The organism is Stenotrophomonas sp. STEN008 (assembly GCF_056760435.1).
The window spans coordinates 16,512-34,383 of record NZ_JBRRET010000040.1 but is presented as its reverse complement, the minus strand read 5'-3'; the positions used below and the strand labels follow the sequence as shown (position 1 = coordinate 34,383).

The window sequence follows — 17,872 nt, the reverse complement described above, 5'->3', positions numbered from 1 at the left end:
CCGCGCCCCCCCCCCCCCCCCCGCCGGGGCGCGGCGCGCGCCGCGGGGGGGGGGGGGCGGGCCCGCCCCCCCCCCCCCCCCCCCCCCGCTACCGTTCCCGTTCAGCCCTTCAGCAGTTCGAACTGCACCGGCTCGCCAGCCGCTGACGACGCGCACACCCACAGCTCGAACAGGCCCGGCTCGGCACGCAGCACGCCATCGCGGCCGGTGAACGCCAACTGCTCGCGATGCAGGGTGAACACCACATCGGTGGATTCGCCCGGCTGCAGTGCGATCTTGCGGAAGTCCTTCAGCTCGCGCACCGGCCGCACGCGGCTGGCCACGCGGTCATGGATGTACAGCTGCACCACTTCCTCGCCGGCCACGGTACCGGTGTTGGTCAGCGTGGTGGTGATGGTCAGGGTGTCGTCCCAGCCCAGCTGTGCCGTGCTGAGCTGCGGCACGCCATAGGCGAAGGTGGTGTAGCCGATGCCATGACCGAACGGATACAGCGGCTCGTTGGGAATCTCGCGCCAGCGTGCCTTGAACTCCGACATCGTCGGCAGTTCGGGGCGGCCGGTACGCGGATGGTTGTAGAAGTACGGTTGCTGGCCGGACACCTGCGGGAAGCTGACCGGCAGGCGGCCGGACGGGCTGTAGTCGCCGAACAGCACATCGGCCACCGCATGACCGGTCTGCGTGCCCAGGTACCAGGTGACCGCCACGGCCTGTGCATTGCGCACCGCACCTTGCAGGGCCAGCGCGCGGCCATTGCGCAGCAGCACCACCAGCGGCTTGCCGGTCATCGCCACCGCCTCGGCCAGTGCCTGCTGCGCCGGCGGCAGGGTGATCTCCACGCGCGACTGCGCTTCGCCGCTGTAGCGCTGCGGCTCGCCCAGCGCCAACACCACCACGTCGGCACGCAGCGCAGCCGCCACGGCGGCTTCGGTGCCCCCGGGGATCGCGGTTTCCAGATCGCAACCGGGCACGATCTCCAGCAGCGACGCGTCACCGATGGCGGCACGCACACCGGTTTCCAGGTCCACATAACGCTGCTTGTCGCCGAACAGGGTCCAGCAGCCTTCAATGTTTTCGCGGTCCTGCACGAACGGGCCGATCAGCGCGATCTTCTGCCCGGTCTTCTGCAGCGGCAGCACGTTGTCACGGTTGTTCAGCAGCACGATCGAACGGCGCGCGGCATCGCGCGAGAGCTCATCATGTGCGGCGATGTGCGAGTCGTCCGCTTCGCGGGCCGGGTCCAGCGACCGGTACGGGTCGTCGAACAGGCCGATGGTTTCCTTCAGCCACAGGATGCGGCGCACGCCCTCATCCAGCACCGCCATCGGCACCTCGCCGCTTTCCACCAGGCCTGGCAGGTGCTCGGCGTAGAAGCCGCTCTGCATGCTCAGGTCCAGGCCTGCGGTGAAGGCCTTGGCGGTGGCGTCGCGGTCATCGGCGGCGTAGCCGTGCGCCACCAGTTCCATGTCGGCGGTGTAATCGGAGATCACCACACCCGGGAACTTCCACTCACCACGCAGGATGTCGGTGAGCAGTTCTGCATTGGCGCTGGCCGGCACGCCGTTGATGTCGTTGAACGAGGACATCACCGTGATCGCACCGGCATCAAAGGCCGCCTTGAACGGCGGCAGGTGCACGTCGCGCAGGGTCTGCGGCGAGATGTCCACCATGTTGTATTCCATGCCGGCCATCACCGCGCCATAGGCGGCGAAATGCTTGGGCGTGGCCAGCAGCGAATCGGCGGCACGCAGGTCGCTGCCCTGGAAGCCGCGCACACGGGCGGCGGCGAAGGCACAGCCCAGCACCACGTCCTCGCCTGCGCCTTCGGCGCCACGGCCCCAGCGCTGGTCGCGGGCGATGTCCACGGCAGGCGCATAGGTCCAGTGCAGGCCGGCGGCGGTGGCCTCGACCGCAGTGGCGCGGGCGGTGCGCTCGGCCAGGTCCGGCTCGAAGCTGGCGGCCTCGCCCAGCGGGATCGGGAACACGGTGCGCATGCCGTGGATGACGTCGGCAGCGAGGATGACCGGGATGCCCAGCCGGCTCTCCTCGGTCGCGACCTGCTGGATGCGGCGGCCCAGTTCGGCGCCCACCCCGTTGAACAGCGAGCCGACCTTGCCCTCGCGCACCTGCTGCAGCACCTGGTCGGCATTGCGCACGTTGGCTTCCGGGTTCACGTCCGGGGCGAACGGGCGGACCATGTCCGCGAAAACACCCAGCTGGCCGACCTTTTCCTCGACGGTCATCTGGGCAATGAGGGATTCGATGCGTTCGGAGGCCACCGGCAGTCCTTGATGAAAACGTTTACAAGCCCGGCATTCTAGCGATCCCGGGCCATTTGGCGAGAGGTTTCGGCATTCAGTTTCATCCACCAGCGGGGTCCGTACGGTCCCGCGGGCGGCACGGCAGCTTACTCCGAGCGGGCCGACTGGCGCTGCCCGGCCATCAACATGGCGTCGCTGGACGCCTGGAACACCCTCAGGCCGAAGGCCGGCAGGATCGCCAGCAGATGGTCGAAAATGTCCGACTGCACGGCCTCGTACTCCGCCCAGGCGGTAGTGCGGGTGAAGCAGTACAGCTCCAGCGGCAGGCCCTCGGTAGTCGGTTGCAGCTGTCGCACCAGCAGGGTCATGTCGGTGTGGATACCCGGGTGGTTGCGCAGGTAGCGCTCCACATAGGCCCGGAACGTGCCCAGATTGGTCACCCGGCGGCTGTTCACGTCCGCCACGCCCTGTTCGCGCAGGCGCCCGTTCCACTGCCCCAGCTCCTGCTCCTTGTCGCGCAGGTAGTCGCGCAGCAGGGCGAACTCACCGAGGAAGGCCAGGTCGCCCTCGTCCAGGAAGCCGACGCTGTGCTGGTCCAGGTACAGCGCGCGCTTGATGCGGCGGCCACCGGCCTCCTGCATGCCGCGCCAGTTCTTGAACGACTCGGTCACCAGCTTCTTGGTCGGGATGGTGGTGATGGTCTTGTCGAAGTTCTGCACGGTGATGGTGTGCAGGGCGATGTCGATGACGTCACCATCGGCGTTCTGGCTCGGCATCTCGATCCAGTCGCCGATGCGCACGCGGCCATCGCCACTGATCTGCACGCTGGCCACCAGCGAGAGGATGGTGTCCTGGAAGATCAGCATCAGCACGGCCGTGGCCGCACCCAGGCCGGTCACCAGCGGGCCCAGCGCCACGCCCAGCAGGGTGGAGATGATCGCCAGGCCAGCCGCCACGAAGATCACGATCTTGACCACCTGCAGGTAGCCCTTGATCGGCTTGTTGCGCGCATCCGGCTTGCGCTCGTACAGGCTGTTGGCCGCATCCAGCGCATGCGAGAACGCCAGCGAGACGGTCAGCACCGCCCACACGATGCACAGCTTGACGATGACGCTGACCAGCCCGGGCGGCAGATCGGGAATGAGGGTGATGCCAGAGGCGATCACCTGGCTGGGCACCACGTTGGACAACCGCGAGATGACCCGCATCAGATGGCTGCCACGCCCGGATTCGGCACCGGGCAGGCGCTGCAGCAGACGGCGCAGGCCGCGCACCAGGATGCGCTTGGTCACCCAGTTGGCCAGGCCCGCCGCGAGCAGCAGGGCCGAAATCATCAACGCCAGGTAGGCGCCGGGATAGGGTTCCAGTGTGTTCTGCAGCCGCTCCATCCACTGTACCGCCACCACCGCATCCACCATCAGTCGTCTCCTGTTTCAGTCATTTCGCATGAAGAAGTTGCCGGCCGCCGGCCGACGCTGCTGTTTCAGCCGCGTTCGCGCTCGATGATCACGCCGACCGCGCGCGCGCCGCGCACCGCTCCCGGCTTGCTCAGCTTCAGCCGCAGCCAGCGCACATCGAACTCGTCGAGCACGATCTGCGCGCAACGTTCGGCCAGGGTCTCGACCAGGCCGAACTCCGATTCGCGCACGAACTGCTCCAGCCGCTTGCTGACCGCCTTGTAGTTGAGGGTATGGGCGATATCGTCTGTCGCTGCCGGGCGCCGGTTGTCGAAACCCATCTCCAGGTCGAACACCAGGTCCTGCCGGATCCGCCGTTCCCAATCGTAGATGCCGATCAGGGCGTCGATCGTCAGCCCCTCGATGAAAACCTTGTCCATTGCGGTTACCAGCGGGAAAACAGACGGTCATGGTAACGGCACGGAACCACCACTGCCTGAAACGACCGGATCCCGGCACGTCCGCCGCTACGGTCGCAGCCTGTGTGGATGGGTGCGCCGCGGGTCACACCGCAGGCAGCGTCGCCATGTCCCAGCGCGGGGTCACGTCAACCTTCGGCGGGTTGTGCTGCCCGGCCTGCAGGCGCAGGGCGCCGGCGAAAGCGATCATCGCGCCGTTGTCGGTGCACAGCGCCGGCCGCGGGAAGCAGGCACGCCCCCCGAGGCGTTCGGCCATCTGCTGCAGGCGGGCACGCAGCCGCGTATTGGCACCGACACCGCCGGCCACCACGATCACATTGGTGCCGGCTGCTTCCAGCGCGCGTTCGCACTTGATCGACAGGGTCTCCACCACCGCATCCTCGAAACCGCGCGCGATGTCGGCGCGGGTCTGGTCGCTCTGGTCGCTGTCACGCCAGGCCATCAGCACCTGGGTCTTCAGGCCGGAGAAGCTGAAATCCAGACCCGGGCGATCGGTCATCGGCCGCGCGAAACGGTAGACCCCCGGGGTGCCCTGTTCGGCCAGCTTGGCCAGCTGCGGGCCGCCGGGATAGGGCAGCCCCATCAGTTTGGCAGTCTTGTCGAAGGCTTCGCCGGCCGCATCGTCCAGGGTCTCGCCCAGCAGGCGGTAGCGGCCGATGGCATCGACCGCCACCAGCTGGGTGTGGCCACCGGACACCAACAGGGCCACGAACGGGGCCTGCGGCGGATCGTCCTCCATCAAGGGCGCCAGCAGGTGCCCTTCCATGTGGTGCACGCCCACGGCCGGCACCTCCAGTGCCCAGGCCAGGGCACGGGCCACCCCGGCACCGACCAGCAGCGCACCGACCAGCCCGGGGCCAGCGGTATAAGCCACGCCATCGATGTCGTCCACGCCCAGGCCCGCCTCGGCCAGGGTCTGCCGGACCAGCGGCAGCAGCTTGCGCACGTGGTCACGGCTGGCCAGCTCGGGCACCACACCGCCGTACTCGGCGTGCAGGGCGATCTGGCTGTAGACCGCATGGGCGCGCAGGGCCGCGCTGCCGGTCAGGTCGGTGTCGTACACCGCCACGCCGGTCTCATCACAGGAAGATTCGATGCCAAGGACTCGCATGCCTGCTATTATGACGCCCCTGCCGCCCCCTCGGGGTGACGTGCAGATCCCACTGCATCCGTATTGCTGGCCCGCATTCAGGCTTGCGTGCTTGCAGTTTGTTGATTCGCCGCTATAATGTGCGGCTCGCCGGGCGTGACCCGGTTCTACTGTGTCCCGGAGATTCCATGCCCAGCGTCAAAGTCCGCGAGAACGAGCCCTTCGAGTTTGCTCTTCGCCGCTTCAAGCGCACTTGCGAAAAGGCCGGTGTGCTGGCCGAAACCCGCAAGCGCGAGTTCTACGAAAAGCCGACCCAGGAGCGCAAGCGCAAGGCCGCCGCTGCTGTGAAGCGTCAGCTGCGCCGCTCGTCGCGCGACGTCACCAAGCGTCAGCGCCTGTACTGATCGGACGCATCTTCATTGCGGCGGGTTCGTCCTTCCGCGGTGAAGCCGAAGCCGGCACGCGCGAGCGTCGCCGGCTTTTTGCGTTTCCGGGCCCGGGCAACCGCCCTGCCCCACTACCACCACGAGGTCTCCCATGAGCATGAAGCAGCAGCTCACCGATGACATGAAGGCCGCCATGAAGGCGGGCGAGAAGGACAAGCTGGGCGTGATCCGCCTGATCAACGCCGCGATCAAGCAGAAGGAAGTGGACGAGCGTATCGAGCTCGACGACACCGCCGTGATCGCCGTGCTGGACAAGATGGTCAAGCAGCGCAAGGACTCGGTCAGCCAGTACGAAGCGGCCAACCGTGAAGACCTGGCCGCGATCGAGCGTGCCGAGATCGTGGTCATCGAGGCCTACCTGCCCGCCAAGATGGGTGAGGCCGAGATCGCCGCCGCCATCCAGGCCGCCATCGCCGAAACCGGTGCCACCGGCCCGGCCGACATGGGCAAGCTGATGGGGGCGCTGAAGCCCAGGCTCGCCGGTCAGGCCGACATGGGCGTGGTGTCCAAGCTGGTCAAACAGGCCCTGGCTGGCTGATCCGCCACCACCCTGCCGGACATGACAAGGCCCGCTTCACGCGGGCCTTGTCATTGCTGCAGCTGCCGCGCCAGCGCTTACACCTGGCGGCAGTTGCGCAGGGTCATGGAACTGCCCTCCACCGCGCTGACCTCGCCTTCCAGCTTGGCCCAGTCGCGTTCGCGCAGCATGGCGAAGTTGGCTGCCTGGTCCGGAGCGAATTCGCAACGGATGGTGTAGTTGTTGTTGTTGAAGGTGTCATTCTGGCGGATCCGCAACAGGCCACGGGTCGGCGTCACCAGGTAGTTGATCGATCCGACCTCACCCGGACGGCTGGAGTAGCTGTTCGAGTTGACCGTGTAGATCTGGCCGTCGATCCGGTAGCGGCGACCGATGTACTTGGCATACACCGGCAGGAAGGTGGCCGAGCGGTCGCCCAGGTCTTCCTTGTTGGTGGTGGTGCCCAGCAGCAGGTCCTTGAAGCTGCCCGCAGCGTTGTAGGCCGCCATCGTATCGCGCACCTCCTTACCCATCTTCTTGGACAGGTCCGGCGCGGTCACCTCCTCCGCCACGGAGATCGGATACTGCGCGCGCGCGGCGGCGGCCAGCGCATCCCCCTGGCTGCCGCCCTTGAGCTTGTCCAGCATGTCGCACATCGACTTGCGGGCGTCCTCCTGGGCGATGGTCTGGCCGCGGGCCAGCTTGGTGGCCAGGGTGACCCGGCCGCTGCGGTCGGCGGTGCCGATCAGCACCAGCGGCGTGCGCAGGCCCTTGGTCTGGATCAGGTACTGGTTGCCGGTATCGCCTTCCACCAGCTGGCCGCCCACCTCGAACTGGTCATCGGCACCGATCTTGCGAAGCTGGTCCAGTGCACTCTGCACCTTCAGACCGGGCACCGTCAGGTCGGCCATGTACATCGCGCCATTGCGCGGATCCCCTACCGTCTTGAAGGCCTTTTCGCAGGCCGTGGACGCCGCAGCGGCCGAACCGCTCGTCGCCAGCAGCAACACCATCGTGGTGCAGACCATCCCTTTCATAACGCGTCCTTTTGCAGAGAAGTTGGATTGTCGTGGCCCCGCACACAGGCGGTGGGCCCGGATACCGTGGCGGCAGCCCCAGCGCGCCCTCGGTCCGGGCAGAAGGATAACGCGGACTTCGCTGCATTCCGCGACCGCGCTGCCACTTCACCTGCCGCAACGCCGGCATCTGCTAGAAAAGGAAGCCTGTACCGCTCCAGCCGACGCCGTAGATGCCGCATCCCCGCACCTTCCTGCCCATCGTCCGATCGCGCCTGGAGAAGCTGCAGGACAGCTTCCCGATGGCCGTGGCCAAGCGCTTCGTCGAAATCGACGTCCTGACCCAGGCCGCATCGGTTTCGTTCTATTCCCTGCTGTCGATGGCGCCGTTGCTGGTGCTGCTGCTGTGGTTGACCGCCTCGCTGTACCCGCCCGCGCAGCAGGCGCTGATCAGCCAGATCGGCTCGGTGGCCGGCAGCAGCGTGGCCAGCGTGGCCGATACCGTGCTGCACAACGCCAACAGCCAGCCGAGCATGGGCTCGCTGGCCGGGTTGTGGAGCACCCTGCTGCTGTTCGTCGGCGCCACCGCCGTGTTCGCACAGCTGCAGAACGCACTCAACCGCATCTTCCATACCAGCGGCCAGCGCCTGGAAGGCGTCCAGGCCTGGCTGCGCAAGCGCGTGTTCTCCTTCGGCGTGGTGCTGGCGCTGGGCTTCCTGCTGATCCTGTCGATGACCGCCACCACCGCCCTGCAGGTGGTATTCGCGCAGCTGCCATCGGTGTTGCCGGCCATCGGTTACGTGACCACGCTGCTGCTGTACACGCTGGCCTTCGCCTTCCTCTACCACTATCTGCCCGACCGTCGCGTGGCCTGGCGCCAGGCCTTCATCGGCGGGGCCATCACCTCGCTCCTGTTCGCCCTGGGGCGCTACGGCATCGGCGTTTACATCGCCACCGTGGCACCCGGCAGCGCCTACGGTTCGATGGGCGCCCTGGTGATCGCGCTGGTCTGGATCTACTACGCTACCGCGGTGTTCTTCGTCGGCGCCCTGATGACCGCGGTGATCGACGAGCGCCTGAGTGCCCGGGCACAGCGGGCGGCCGCCAGCGCCGGCGGCAGCAGCGAACAACAGGCCGGCCCGACCATCGCCAGCGAGTAAACTAGGGGGACCTGCCGCCCCTGCTGCGCGCCCCGGCGGCCGCGCCCTGCCCTGCTGCCCATGGCCCGTATCCCCGACGCTTTCATCGACGACCTGCTGGCCCGCACCGACATCGTCGAGGTGGTGGGCAGCCGCGTGCCGTTGAAGCGACAGGGCAAGGAGTACGCGGCACGCTGCCCGTTCCATGACGAGCGCTCGGCCTCGTTCACCGTCTCGCCGACCAAGCAGTTCTATCACTGCTTCGGCTGCGGTGCGCACGGCACCGCAATCAGCTTCCTGATGAACTACGACCGCCTCGAGTTCCTCGACGCGGTGGATGAGCTCGCCAAGCGCGCCGGCATGGACGTGCCACGCAGCGAGAACCCGCGCAGCGCCCAGCAGCAGGACGACAGCCGTGAACTCTATTCGGCACTGGATGCAGCGGCGCGCTTCTTCCAGAAGAACCTGGAGGGCAGCGACAAGGCCCGCGCCTACCTTGACGGCCGTGGCGTGGACGAACAGAACCGCGCCCGCTTCCAGATCGGCTATGCGCCCGACGGCTACAGCGGCCTGCGCGATGCGCTGGGCAAGGACGAGCGGCGGATGAAGCTGCTCGACCGTGCCGGCCTGTTCTCCAAGAACGACCGGGGGCACGTCTACGACAAGTTCCGCGACCGGGTGATGTTCCCGATCTTCGACCGCCGTGGACGGGTGATCGCCTTCGGTGGCCGGGTGTTCGAGAAGGACGACGGTCCCAAGTACCTCAATTCGCCCGAAACCGCGCTGTTCCACAAGGGCCGCGAACTGTACGGCCTGTGGCAGGTGCGCCAGGCGAACCAGAAGATCGAGCGGCTGATCGTGGTCGAGGGTTACATGGACGTGGTCTCGCTGTTCCAGTTCGGCGTCACCCAGGCGGTGGCGACGCTGGGCACCGCGACCACGCCCGACCATGCCGAGCTGCTGTTCCGAAACGCACCGGACGTGTTCTTCTGCTTCGATGGCGATGCCGCCGGCCGCCGCGCCGGCTGGAAGGCACTGGAGTCGGTGCTGCCGCGCATGAAGGACGGCCGCCAGGCCTTCTTCCTGTTCCTGCCCGACGGCGAGGACCCGGACACCATCGTGCGCAAGGAAGGCGCTGAGGCCTTCAACGAACGCCTGAAGCAGGCCACGCCGCTATCGCAGTTCTTCTTCGACGAGCTGACCCGCGAGATCAACATGGGCACGCTGGACGGCCGGGCACGCCTGGCCGAGCGGGCCAGACCGATGCTGGCGCAGATTCCCGATGGCGCGTTCGGTGACCTGATGAAGCAGCAGCTGGCGCAGCTGACCGGGCTCGGTGCGGCCACGCAGCATACCCGCACGGCGATGCCGCAGCGCCCTCCGGCACGGTCGATCCAGCCGGTGGCCAAGCGCAGCCTGGTGCGGGGTGCGATCGCCGTGCTGCTGCAGCAGCCGTCGCTGGCGCTGACCCTGGGCGGCAAGCATCACTTCCAGGGCCTGCGCCTGCCGGGTGTGGAGCTGCTGCTGGAGCTGCTGGCGCTGGTCGAACAGCGTCCCGATATCAGCACCGGCGCGCTGCTGGAACATTTCGACGGGCGTGAGGAGCAGGCCTCGCTGCACACGCTGGCCGCCCAGACCCTGCCCGGCAGCGAAGCGATCTGGACCCAGGAACTGCACGACGCCGTGGCCCAGCTGGAGAAACAACTGTTGCAGCAACGTCTGGAAGAGCTGTTGGCAAAGCAGCGGCAGCAGGGACTGGACGATACTGACAAGTACGAACTGCGCGAGCTGCTCAAGGCCCGCGCCAGCCTGGGCCGGTAGCGGCGGAACGTTTTAACGGAGAGGACCATGCTGCTGCGCCTGACCTGCCTGCTGTTGCTGTCCCTCTGCCTGCCGCTGGCGGCCTTGGCCGCAGATGCCCCGCTCAATGAAGTCCGCCCCGGCCTGTATGCCGGCGGCCAGCCCAGTGCCGCACACCTGCGCGAACTGGCTGCGCAAGGCGTACGCACCGTGATCGACCTGCGCCAGCCCGACGAGGACCGTGGTTTCGATGAAACCCGCGCGGCCGAATCGCTGGGCCTGCGCTATGTGCGCATCCCGGTGGCCGGCGCCGAGGGCCTGGATGCGGCCAATGTGCGCGCCGTGCACCAGGCCCTGCAGCAGAGCCAGGGGCCGGTGCTGCTGCACTGCGCGTCCGGCAACCGCGCCGGTGCCGTGCTCGGCCTGGTCAATGCACGCTACGAACATGCCAGCCCGGAACAGGCCCTTCAGCTGGGCCAGCGCGCCGGCCTGAAGTCGCTGGAAGCGGCCACCCGCCAGCGTCTGGCCACACCGGTCACCTCGCCCTGAACCCTCCACACCAAGGAGTCTGCCCCCCATGACCCGCTGGTGGTCGCGCCTGCGACCGGACAACTTCACCCTGGCCCTGCTGTGCACGGTCGGCCTGGCGTCGCTGCTGCCGATGAAGGGCGCCGCCGCCATCGTCCTGGACGATGTCACCACGGTCGCCATCGCCGCGCTGTTCTTCCTGCACGGGGCGCGCCTGCCGCGCGAATCGATCATCGGCGGCATGCTGCACTGGCGCCTGCATCTGACCATTCTCGCCTGCACCTTCCTGCTGTTTCCGATGCTGGGCCTGATGTTCAAGCCGCTGTCGGGCTGGCTGTTGACCCCGGAGCTGTACCTGGGCGTGCTGTTCCTGTGCACCCTGCCCTCCACCGTGCAGTCGTCCATCGCCTTCACCTCGATGGCGCGCGGCAATGTGCCGGCGGCCGTCTGCAGCGCATCGCTGTCGAGCATCCTCGGTGTGTTCCTCACGCCGCTGCTGTTGACCGCGCTGGCCGGCACCTCCGGCGGCGTGCACGACCCGCTGCATGCGATCGGCGGCATCATGCTGCAGCTGCTGGTGCCGTTCGTGGCCGGCCACCTGCTGCGCCCGTGGATCGCCGGCTGGGTCGAGAAGCAGCGCGCGCTGCTGCGCTACACCGACCAGGCCACCATCCTGCTGGTCGTGTATTCGGCGTTCGGCGAAGCCGTCACCGAAGGGCTCTGGAGCAAGACCCCTGTGCTGTCGCTACTGGCAGTGGCCGTGGTAGCTGCCGTCCTGCTCGGTATCGCCATGCCGCTGATCACCTTCATCGCCCGTCGCCTGCACTTCAACCGCGAGGACGAGATCGCCATCGTGTTCTGCGGCTCGAAGAAGAGCCTGGCCACGGGTGTACCGATCGCCAAGGTGCTGTTCGCCGGGGGCAGCCTCGGTGCCATCGTGCTGCCGGTGATGATCTACCACCAGATCCAGCTGATCGTCTGCGGTGTGATCGCGCAGCGCTATGCACGGCGCAGCTCATGACCCGGAAATTCATCCACACATGGCGTGGAACTACTGCAGAGCAGAGCCCATGCTCGGCTGATGCCACGCCACGTGTGGACGCCCCTCGCGCCGTCGCTAATCCACGATGGCGGCAGCGATGTCGTGCAGCAATCGGGCGTTACGCTCCACGTCGGTGCCGCGCTCCCCGGTTGCGATCAGGCTGAAGGTCTTGCTGTCTCCCGTCCAGACAAGCTCGACGCGGGTACGGCCAGCGCTGTCAACGCTCTTCTTCAAGTGCGCGAGCGCGCCCTTTACTGTTGTGTTCTGCGCCTCGGCGATGACCTCGATATGCGTGCCCGCAGCGAGGAAGTTGTTCTCGCTGAACTCCACGATGCCGACGCCTTCCAGCTGGAAGAAACGGCTCAGCCCCGAGGACCTGCTTCCATCCAGCACGCCACTGGACTCCATACCGATCAGCTCCGCCGGTCCCAGGAGGCTTGCTTCCAAGCTGCTGGGTGGCTGTGGCAGGCGCTGGCGTAGTTCCGACGCCGAGCGATATCGGCGGGGCAAGGCGGCCAGCAGTTCGGCCCGCGTTGGGATGTTCCCTTCTGCAACCTGCACCACACCCGCTGACCGGTCCATGTCCGTGCGAAGCTGATGCTTCACCTCTTCGGGGGCATCCAGGTCTGCCAGTCGCACGATCTGGTAGCTGCCAGCGCCTACGGACGACCCTCTCGTCATCGAGGCCTCCTGCATTGCAGCTTGCATGGCGCGTTGATGTAGCCAACGTCCCACCGGATCAGGAGTTGCATCGGTCTGCGATGCCTGGGCCGACATCGACATCAGCAGTGAGGTTGCAAGACAGCAAAGGCTTTTCATGATGCTCACCACTCCGAAAGTTGGCAGTCGACCGCGCTCGTGGACTGGGTGAATACACGCCCGCCCAGCACCCATGTGTGGTATCCATGAACAACCATCCGTTCCGGATCGGTGCCATCGCCTGCATAGAAGCGCCAGGAGTACAGTCCATTGTTGGGAGCAGCAAGGACATGCTTCGGCTCGATGTTTCCAAGCGGAATATGCCTGGATGCGGCAGAGCCCTGGAAGTTGCGGAACTGGGGCCGTTCGTAGGTAACGGATTCATTGACGAATCCAATGCAGTTGGCCCGACTCAGTGCTTTAACTTCTGCTGTTGCATTGCCGGCCAAGCATGCAAGCGCAGCACATAGAACGATGGGCAGAGAAACATGGCATTTCATTGATTGCTCCACAGAATTGCGATTCATCTCGCAAATCCTGTGTATCCACATTCGACCATCCCGCCTGCCGGATCCATCCGTATCTGTGATCCACTGCCCGCGGTGAGTCAGCAGCGCGGCAGATCCCTACACCGTAGCGGCTCGGCGGGTTGGCAAAGTGCCGCCTCCGGCGAGCGGAAGCCGACATTGAACGCACGGAGTTCTGTGGAAGACCGTCCACGCACGGCGTGGCTGCGCAGCACGCGTGCCGCCTCGATCAGGTCAAGCATGTCCTCCCTGCGACGGCCGTCATGCATCCGGCTGATGCGCCCGCCTTTCCCTGGGATACGGTAGCGCCGGGCCATGCCCGGCGGCAGGCGCCCGTTACAACCAGGGCAGGATCCAGTGGTCGATCAGCAGGAAGGCGAACAGCGCCATCAGATAGACGATGGAGTACTGGAACATCTTCATCGAGAACAGCTCATCCGGCGGATCCAGCATGCGCCACGCATACCAGAGGAACACCGCGTTGAGCACGATCGCACCGCCCAGGTAGAACGGTCCGCTCATGCCCACCAGATAGGGCAGCAGGCAGACCAGGGCCAGCACCACCGAATACACCATGATCTGCCTGCGGGTATGCACCACGCCGTGGGTCACCGGCAGCATCGGGATCTTCGCCTTGGCGTAGTCCTCGCGGCGGAAGATCGCCAGCGCCCAGAAATGCGGCGGCGTCCAGATGAAGATGATCAGCACCAGCAGCGACGAGTACGCCCAGTCCGAAGAGCCCTGCATTCCGGTGACGGCGGCCCAGCCCAGCATCGGTGGCATCGCGCCGGCCAGACCACCGATGACGATGTTCTGCGAGGTCGCACGCTTGAGGTAGACCGTATAGATCACCGCATAACCGATCAGCGAAGCGAAGGTCAGCACGGCGGTGATCACGTTCACCCACAGCACCAGGATCGTCATCGACAGCACGATCAGCGCGCCGGCGAACACCAGCACCTGCCACGGCTTGACCTTGCCGACCACCAGCGGCCGCCACGAGGTGCGCGCCATCTGCGCATCGATGTGCGCATCCAGCAGCTGGTTGATCGCAGCCGCAGCCGAGGCCGCCAGCCAGATGCCGAGGAAGCCGAGCAGGCCCGCGCGTACCTGTTCCCAGCTGGGCACGCCTGGAATGGCCAGGACCATGCCCACCAGGGCGGTGAACACGATCAGGGCGACGACCTTGGGCTTGGTCAGGTCCCAGTACTGGCGGTAATTGGAAAACATCGGATCAGTCCGGGGCACGCAGGCGGGCCAGCAGGCTGACCAGCACGAACAACAGGGCAACGGCCACGCCGTTGTGCGCCACCGCCACTTCCAGCGGCAGCGCCAGCTTCACGTTGAGGATGCCGAGGGTGACCTGCAGCACCAGCAGCACGATCAGCGCAGTCGCCCAGCCCCGCATGCTCGGCAGGCGGAACAGACGCACGCCCAGCCACAGCAGGTAGGCAGCCACCACGATGGCGAACAGGCGATGCGCCAGCTGGATGGCGATGCGCGAGGCGCCATCGAGCACGCCCCCTTCGTAGTCCACGCCGATGCCACGCCACAGGGTGAAGCCTTCGACGAAGTTGTGCTGCGGCCACCACTGGTTGGCACAGCGTGGGAAGTTGTCCAGCGAGGCGCTGCCGCCGCCGCAGGCCAGCGCCGCGTAGTTGGCACTGACCCAGCCGCCCAGTGCGATCTGGGTGACCAGCACGACCACGGCGGCACGCAGCAGCCACTTCAGCCTGGGCGCCTCGGCCAGCGTGATCGGCAGATGCGTGGCCCGCCACGCCAGCCACACCAGCAGGCCGAACATCAGCATGCCGCCCAGCAGGTGGCCCATCACCACGATCGGCTTCAGCAGCAGCGTCACCGTCCACATGCCCAGCAGGGCCTGGAAGATCACCACCGCCAGGGTCAGTACCGCCGCGCGCGCCAGATCGATGTTGTTCCAGCGCAAGGCGGCAATCAGCAGTATCGCCTCACCACTCAGGGCCAGGGCACTGGCCGTTGCATGCCAGCCCATCATGTACAACGGTATGCCGGCAGCCACCAGCACGCAGGCGGTGACGACCGCCGTGGTTCCGAACCGGCGCCTGCGCGTGGCCAGCAGGGCCAGGGTCAGGATCTCGATGCCCAGCGCGCCGGCCAGGAAGCGGTGCACCTGCTCGCGCCAGGCCTTGTGCGTTTCCAGCGGACGGATATCGGCAGCCGGGTGGCCAACCGTCTCCTCGATGTGCTGCGGCCAGGTCGCGTGGCCATAGCAGGTCGGCCAGTCCGGGCAGCTCAGCCCCGCATCGGACAGACGGACGAAGGCACCGAACATGATCGTGCTCGCGGTCATGATCATGGCGAACCACGCCAGGCGGTGGAAATTGCGGTGCAGCGCCGGACGCGCGGAAAGGCTCATCAAACAGGACTCACTTCAGTTTCAGCAACGTGGCCATGTCCTTGCGCAGGCCCCCGAGGTCGCTGCCCGGGGCATGGCGCATGATCACGAAGCCGTTCGGATCGATCACGTAGACCGGCAGGCCAGCCGGATCGTCGACGCCGGGCAGGGCCGCGCGCAGCGCTGGCGACGGTGCCAGCGGCCGCAGCGCGGGCAGCGAGGCGATCGACGCCGGTGGCGGACCCAGCCACAGGATCTCGACATTATCGGCGTTATGGCCGAACAGCTGCCACACCTTGCCCAGTCCCTGCGACAAAGTGACGCACTGCGCGTCGCAGGCACCAGCCGGTGCCACCAGCAGGCGCCAGGTGCGCGCCTCCGGATTCCAGGGATAGGCCGTGCCGTCGGCCAGGGTCGGTGGCTGCTGGCGCAGGTCCACCGGGGGTTTGAGCAGCTGTCCACTGTTGCGGTGGCCGGTAGGCTGCCATCCGGAGAAGCGCAGCACGGCCGCCAGCGCCATTGCCCCGAAGAACACGGCGAACAACAACACCAGGGTCCGGCGACCGGAACCGCGCGCCTGCGGGGATGTAGCAGTGTTCATGCGGGCATTTTCTCATGGTTGGACAGGGGATGCCGGGCGTCCGGTGTCGGGCCGGCGCTAGCGTGGAACGCGCCTGCTGCGCCATTCCAGCACCAGCGCAACCACCAGCACGGTCAGCGCCAGGCCGAACCATTGCACGGCGTAACCCAGGTGGCGCTGCGGGGGCAGCGTGTTCGGCAGCAGATCGAGGTCGCGTTCATCACCGAAGGGCAGCGCCGGATCAAGCCGCAGCACGCGCTCCGGCAGTGCAGGCAGCCCCAGCGCCGTCGCCAGGCCCTCGGCAGGCAGCCGGCTGGCCAGCCAGCGCTGCGCCTCACCGGTTGTAGAGAACGCCGGGCCCAGCGCCAACCCTGCCGACGGCGGCGGCGCCAGCAGCCCGCGCACGGCCACCGGCGAAGGCGGCGGCGGCAGGTCGGGGAGCGTGCGGTCGGCGGGCAGCGCGCGCCAGCCGAGGTCGACCAGCAGCACGCTGCCGCCGTCGCTGCGGAAGGGGCGATAGATCTTCACCCCGGCCCGGCCGTGCCGGGTCTGGTTGTCCAGCAGCACCACGCCCGGCAGGAAGCGGCCATGGTCGGCCACGCCATGCAGCGCGCCCGGCGCCGCCAGTGCCTGCGCCAGCGGAAGTGCCTGCGCCGCAGCGGGGCCCTGCGCATCCAGCATGGCCTGCTTTGCATGCATGCGCTGCAACTGCCACAGGCCCAGCGCGGTGAATCCCGTGATCGCCACCAGCGCCAGCAGCCAGCCGATCACCCGCGTGTGCTGGCGCATCATGACAAGTCCGCGCAAACGCGGTCAGATAGGCACATCCACCCTGCCCTCGAGCCGCGCATGAGTGATTCGCTGAAGACCCTGCTGGTGATCGCGTTTCTGATCGTCATCGTCTGGAACCTGGGCGCCGGGCTGTACTACCTGCTGGTCGACCGGGGCCAGACCAAGCGCACGGTCAACGCACTGACGCGCCGCATCGCGGTGTCGGTGGCGTTGATCGTACTGGTGATCGTGAGCATCTACATGGGCTGGATCAAACCGCACGGCATCGGTGGCTGAGTACGCCACCGGCACCGGCGCTTACAGCACGTAGACGAACAGGAACAGCATCAGCCACACCACGTCGACGAAGTGCCAGTACCACGCAGCGGCTTCGAACGCGAAATGGTTGTCGCGGGTGAAATGCCCCTTCGCCGAGCGCAGCCACATCACGATCAGCATGATCGTGCCCAGCAGCACGTGCGCACCGTGGAAACCGGTCAGCATGAAGAACGTCGACCCGTAGATGCCCGAGCCGAGCGTCAGGTTCAGCTCCTTGTAGGCGTGGATGTACTCCTCCGCCTGCAGGGCAAGGAAGCCCAGGCCCAGCGCCACGGTCAGGCCCAGCCAGACCAGCAGCTGGCGACGGTGCCCGGCCTTCAGCGCATGGTGGGCGATGGTGAGCGTCACGCCGGAAGTCAGCAGGATCAGCGTATTGATCAACGGCAGGCCCCAGGCCGGAATGGTCTGGAAGGCCCCGCCGATCGCCGCCGGGCCGTCGGTAGGCCACCCCGCGGAGTAGCCCTGCCACAGCAGCTCGTTGGTCATCACCCCGCGTCCCTCGCCGCTGAGCCAGGACAGGCCCAGGTGGCGGGTGTAGAACAGTGCGCCGAAGAATGCGCCGAAGAACATCACCTCGGAGAAGATGAACCAGACCATGCCCATCCGGAACGAACCATCGACCTGGCGGTTGTAGTTGCCGGCCTGCGATTCGCGCACCACGTCGCTGAACCACCAGAACAGGGTCAGCACCAGCATCGCGATGCCGATGTAGAACGTCCAGCGCCCCCAGCTGGCATCGTTGAGCCAGCTGGCCACGCCCACCATGGTCACCATCATCGCGATGGAGCCCACGAATGGCCATTTGCTCTGGGCCGGGACGAAGTACACGTTGGCGTCGGTCGGTGTCTGGGCCATGTCGTTATCCGG

The 17,872-nt window shown here is 66.9% G+C and carries 19 protein-coding genes; 7 read left to right on the top strand and 12 right to left on the bottom strand.

Translation table 11 applies throughout. The features are described from left to right. Positions 1–101: 101 nt before the first annotated feature. The 4 genes from ACVOME_RS15920 to tsaD form a co-directional block, all read right to left on the bottom strand. Positions 102–2,276, bottom strand: a complete 2,175-nt coding sequence (locus tag ACVOME_RS15920) for a glycoside hydrolase family 3 N-terminal domain-containing protein (protein ID WP_111186641.1) — start codon at positions 2,274–2,276, stop codon at positions 102–104. A gap of 128 nt (positions 2,277–2,404) precedes the next feature. Then, on the bottom strand, positions 2,405–3,676 hold the full coding sequence (locus ACVOME_RS15915; RefSeq protein WP_481505274.1) for a mechanosensitive ion channel family protein: 1,272 nt from the start codon (positions 3,674–3,676) through the stop codon (positions 2,405–2,407). A gap of 65 nt (positions 3,677–3,741) precedes the next feature. After that, positions 3,742–4,095, bottom strand: a complete 354-nt coding sequence (gene folB / locus ACVOME_RS15910; protein WP_053519479.1) for a dihydroneopterin aldolase — start codon at positions 4,093–4,095, stop codon at positions 3,742–3,744. 124 nt (positions 4,096–4,219) lie between these two features. Further along, positions 4,220–5,245 (bottom strand): tRNA (adenosine(37)-N6)-threonylcarbamoyltransferase complex transferase subunit TsaD, encoded by a 1,026-nt coding sequence (gene tsaD / locus ACVOME_RS15905; RefSeq protein ID WP_460256209.1) that lies wholly within the window; start codon positions 5,243–5,245, stop codon positions 4,220–4,222. A gap of 167 nt (positions 5,246–5,412) precedes the next feature. Between tsaD and rpsU the strand changes: the two genes are divergently transcribed. Together rpsU and ACVOME_RS15895 are read left to right on the top strand one after the other, a co-directional pair. Beyond that, the gene (gene rpsU / locus ACVOME_RS15900; RefSeq protein WP_002808376.1) at positions 5,413–5,628 is read left to right on the top strand and encodes a 30S ribosomal protein S21; all 216 of its coding nucleotides are present in this window, start codon (positions 5,413–5,415) and stop codon (positions 5,626–5,628) included. Between the two features lie 133 nt (positions 5,629–5,761). Next, the gene (locus ACVOME_RS15895; protein WP_065175438.1) at positions 5,762–6,208 is read left to right on the top strand and encodes a GatB/YqeY domain-containing protein; all 447 of its coding nucleotides are present in this window, start codon (positions 5,762–5,764) and stop codon (positions 6,206–6,208) included. A gap of 77 nt (positions 6,209–6,285) precedes the next feature. On the opposite strand, the gene ACVOME_RS15890 is transcribed toward ACVOME_RS15895, so the two are convergent. After that, positions 6,286–7,224 (bottom strand): hypothetical protein, encoded by a 939-nt coding sequence (locus ACVOME_RS15890; RefSeq protein ID WP_231107787.1) that lies wholly within the window; start codon positions 7,222–7,224, stop codon positions 6,286–6,288. Positions 7,225–7,436: 212 nt separating this feature from the next. Here ACVOME_RS15890 and ACVOME_RS15885 point away from each other — a divergent pair, with 212 nt between their 5' ends. The 4 genes from ACVOME_RS15885 to ACVOME_RS15870 are packed head-to-tail and all read left to right on the top strand — an operon-like array spanning position 7,437 to position 11,691. After that, positions 7,437–8,363: a YihY/virulence factor BrkB family protein gene (locus ACVOME_RS15885; RefSeq protein WP_053519482.1), complete on the top strand. Its 927-nt coding sequence runs from the start codon at positions 7,437–7,439 to the stop codon at positions 8,361–8,363. A gap of 60 nt (positions 8,364–8,423) precedes the next feature. After that, complete coding sequence (gene dnaG / locus ACVOME_RS15880; RefSeq protein WP_283219755.1) at positions 8,424–10,163, top strand: DNA primase; 1,740 nt, start codon at positions 8,424–8,426, stop codon at positions 10,161–10,163. A 27-nt stretch (positions 10,164–10,190) separates the two neighbouring features. Continuing rightward, positions 10,191–10,691 carry a protein tyrosine phosphatase family protein gene (locus ACVOME_RS15875; RefSeq protein ID WP_065182568.1) on the top strand — a complete coding sequence of 167 codons (501 nt, stop codon included), beginning with the start codon at positions 10,191–10,193 and terminating at the stop codon, positions 10,689–10,691. A gap of 28 nt (positions 10,692–10,719) precedes the next feature. Further along, positions 10,720–11,691 (top strand): bile acid:sodium symporter family protein, encoded by a 972-nt coding sequence (locus ACVOME_RS15870; RefSeq protein WP_065175442.1) that lies wholly within the window; start codon positions 10,720–10,722, stop codon positions 11,689–11,691. A 96-nt stretch (positions 11,692–11,787) separates the two neighbouring features. On the opposite strand, the gene ACVOME_RS15865 is transcribed toward ACVOME_RS15870, so the two are convergent. From ACVOME_RS15865 to ACVOME_RS15840, 6 genes are all read right to left on the bottom strand, one after another. After that, positions 11,788–12,540, bottom strand: a complete 753-nt coding sequence (locus tag ACVOME_RS15865; RefSeq protein WP_481505273.1) for a hypothetical protein — start codon at positions 12,538–12,540, stop codon at positions 11,788–11,790. Continuing rightward, positions 12,537–12,938: a hypothetical protein gene (locus ACVOME_RS15860; protein ID WP_155760175.1), complete on the bottom strand. Its 402-nt coding sequence runs from the start codon at positions 12,936–12,938 to the stop codon at positions 12,537–12,539. Before ACVOME_RS15860 ends, ACVOME_RS15865 begins: the two co-directional genes overlap by 4 nt. 336 nt (positions 12,939–13,274) lie before the next feature. Then, the gene (gene cyoE / locus ACVOME_RS15855) at positions 13,275–14,168 is read right to left on the bottom strand and encodes a heme o synthase (RefSeq protein ID WP_053519487.1); all 894 of its coding nucleotides are present in this window, start codon (positions 14,166–14,168) and stop codon (positions 13,275–13,277) included. Positions 14,169–14,172: 4 nt separating this feature from the next. Continuing rightward, complete coding sequence (locus ACVOME_RS15850; RefSeq protein ID WP_481505272.1) at positions 14,173–15,336, bottom strand: COX15/CtaA family protein; 1,164 nt, start codon at positions 15,334–15,336, stop codon at positions 14,173–14,175. 10 nt (positions 15,337–15,346) lie between these two features. Continuing rightward, on the bottom strand, positions 15,347–15,916 hold the full coding sequence (locus ACVOME_RS15845) for a hypothetical protein (protein ID WP_053519489.1): 570 nt from the start codon (positions 15,914–15,916) through the stop codon (positions 15,347–15,349). Positions 15,917–15,973: 57 nt separating this feature from the next. Beyond that, a complete protein-coding gene (locus ACVOME_RS15840) occupies positions 15,974–16,687 on the bottom strand; it encodes an SURF1 family protein (protein WP_481505271.1) in 714 nt (237 codons plus the stop codon). Positions 16,688–16,744: 57 nt separating this feature from the next. Here ACVOME_RS15840 and ACVOME_RS15835 point away from each other — a divergent pair, with 57 nt between their 5' ends. Next, on the top strand, positions 16,745–16,963 hold the full coding sequence (locus ACVOME_RS15835; protein WP_008264755.1) for a twin transmembrane helix small protein: 219 nt from the start codon (positions 16,745–16,747) through the stop codon (positions 16,961–16,963). A 21-nt stretch (positions 16,964–16,984) separates the two neighbouring features. On the opposite strand, the gene ACVOME_RS15830 is transcribed toward ACVOME_RS15835, so the two are convergent. Beyond that, positions 16,985–17,860, bottom strand: a complete 876-nt coding sequence (locus ACVOME_RS15830; RefSeq protein WP_481505270.1) for a cytochrome c oxidase subunit 3 — start codon at positions 17,858–17,860, stop codon at positions 16,985–16,987. Positions 17,861–17,872 lie beyond the last annotated feature (12 nt).

What these genes read in the sequence shown, in the direction of transcription:
- ACVOME_RS15915 (WP_481505274.1), bottom strand. Translation starts at nt 3,676, where the DNA reads ATGGTGGATGCGGTGGTGGCGGTACAGTGGATGGAGCGGCTGCAGAAC.
- folB (WP_053519479.1), bottom strand. Translation starts at nt 4,095, where the DNA reads ATGGACAAGGTTTTCATCGAGGGGCTGACGATCGACGCCCTGATCGGC.
- tsaD (WP_460256209.1), bottom strand. Translation starts at nt 5,245, where the DNA reads ATGCGAGTCCTTGGCATCGAATCTTCCTGTGATGAGACCGGCGTGGCG.
- rpsU (WP_002808376.1), top strand. Translation starts at nt 5,413, where the DNA reads ATGCCCAGCGTCAAAGTCCGCGAGAACGAGCCCTTCGAGTTTGCTCTT.
- ACVOME_RS15895 (WP_065175438.1), top strand. Translation starts at nt 5,762, where the DNA reads ATGAGCATGAAGCAGCAGCTCACCGATGACATGAAGGCCGCCATGAAG.
- ACVOME_RS15890 (WP_231107787.1), bottom strand. Translation starts at nt 7,224, where the DNA reads ATGAAAGGGATGGTCTGCACCACGATGGTGTTGCTGCTGGCGACGAGC.
- ACVOME_RS15885 (WP_053519482.1), top strand. Translation starts at nt 7,437, where the DNA reads ATGCCGCATCCCCGCACCTTCCTGCCCATCGTCCGATCGCGCCTGGAG.
- dnaG (WP_283219755.1), top strand. Translation starts at nt 8,424, where the DNA reads ATGGCCCGTATCCCCGACGCTTTCATCGACGACCTGCTGGCCCGCACC.
- ACVOME_RS15875 (WP_065182568.1), top strand. Translation starts at nt 10,191, where the DNA reads ATGCTGCTGCGCCTGACCTGCCTGCTGTTGCTGTCCCTCTGCCTGCCG.
- ACVOME_RS15870 (WP_065175442.1), top strand. Translation starts at nt 10,720, where the DNA reads ATGACCCGCTGGTGGTCGCGCCTGCGACCGGACAACTTCACCCTGGCC.
- ACVOME_RS15860 (WP_155760175.1), bottom strand. Translation starts at nt 12,938, where the DNA reads ATGAATCGCAATTCTGTGGAGCAATCAATGAAATGCCATGTTTCTCTG.
- cyoE (WP_053519487.1), bottom strand. Translation starts at nt 14,168, where the DNA reads ATGTTTTCCAATTACCGCCAGTACTGGGACCTGACCAAGCCCAAGGTC.
- ACVOME_RS15850 (WP_481505272.1), bottom strand. Translation starts at nt 15,336, where the DNA reads ATGAGCCTTTCCGCGCGTCCGGCGCTGCACCGCAATTTCCACCGCCTG.
- ACVOME_RS15845 (WP_053519489.1), bottom strand. Translation starts at nt 15,916, where the DNA reads ATGAACACTGCTACATCCCCGCAGGCGCGCGGTTCCGGTCGCCGGACC.
- ACVOME_RS15840 (WP_481505271.1), bottom strand. Translation starts at nt 16,687, where the DNA reads ATGATGCGCCAGCACACGCGGGTGATCGGCTGGCTGCTGGCGCTGGTG.
- ACVOME_RS15835 (WP_008264755.1), top strand. Translation starts at nt 16,745, where the DNA reads ATGAGTGATTCGCTGAAGACCCTGCTGGTGATCGCGTTTCTGATCGTC.
- ACVOME_RS15830 (WP_481505270.1), bottom strand. Translation starts at nt 17,860, where the DNA reads ATGGCCCAGACACCGACCGACGCCAACGTGTACTTCGTCCCGGCCCAG.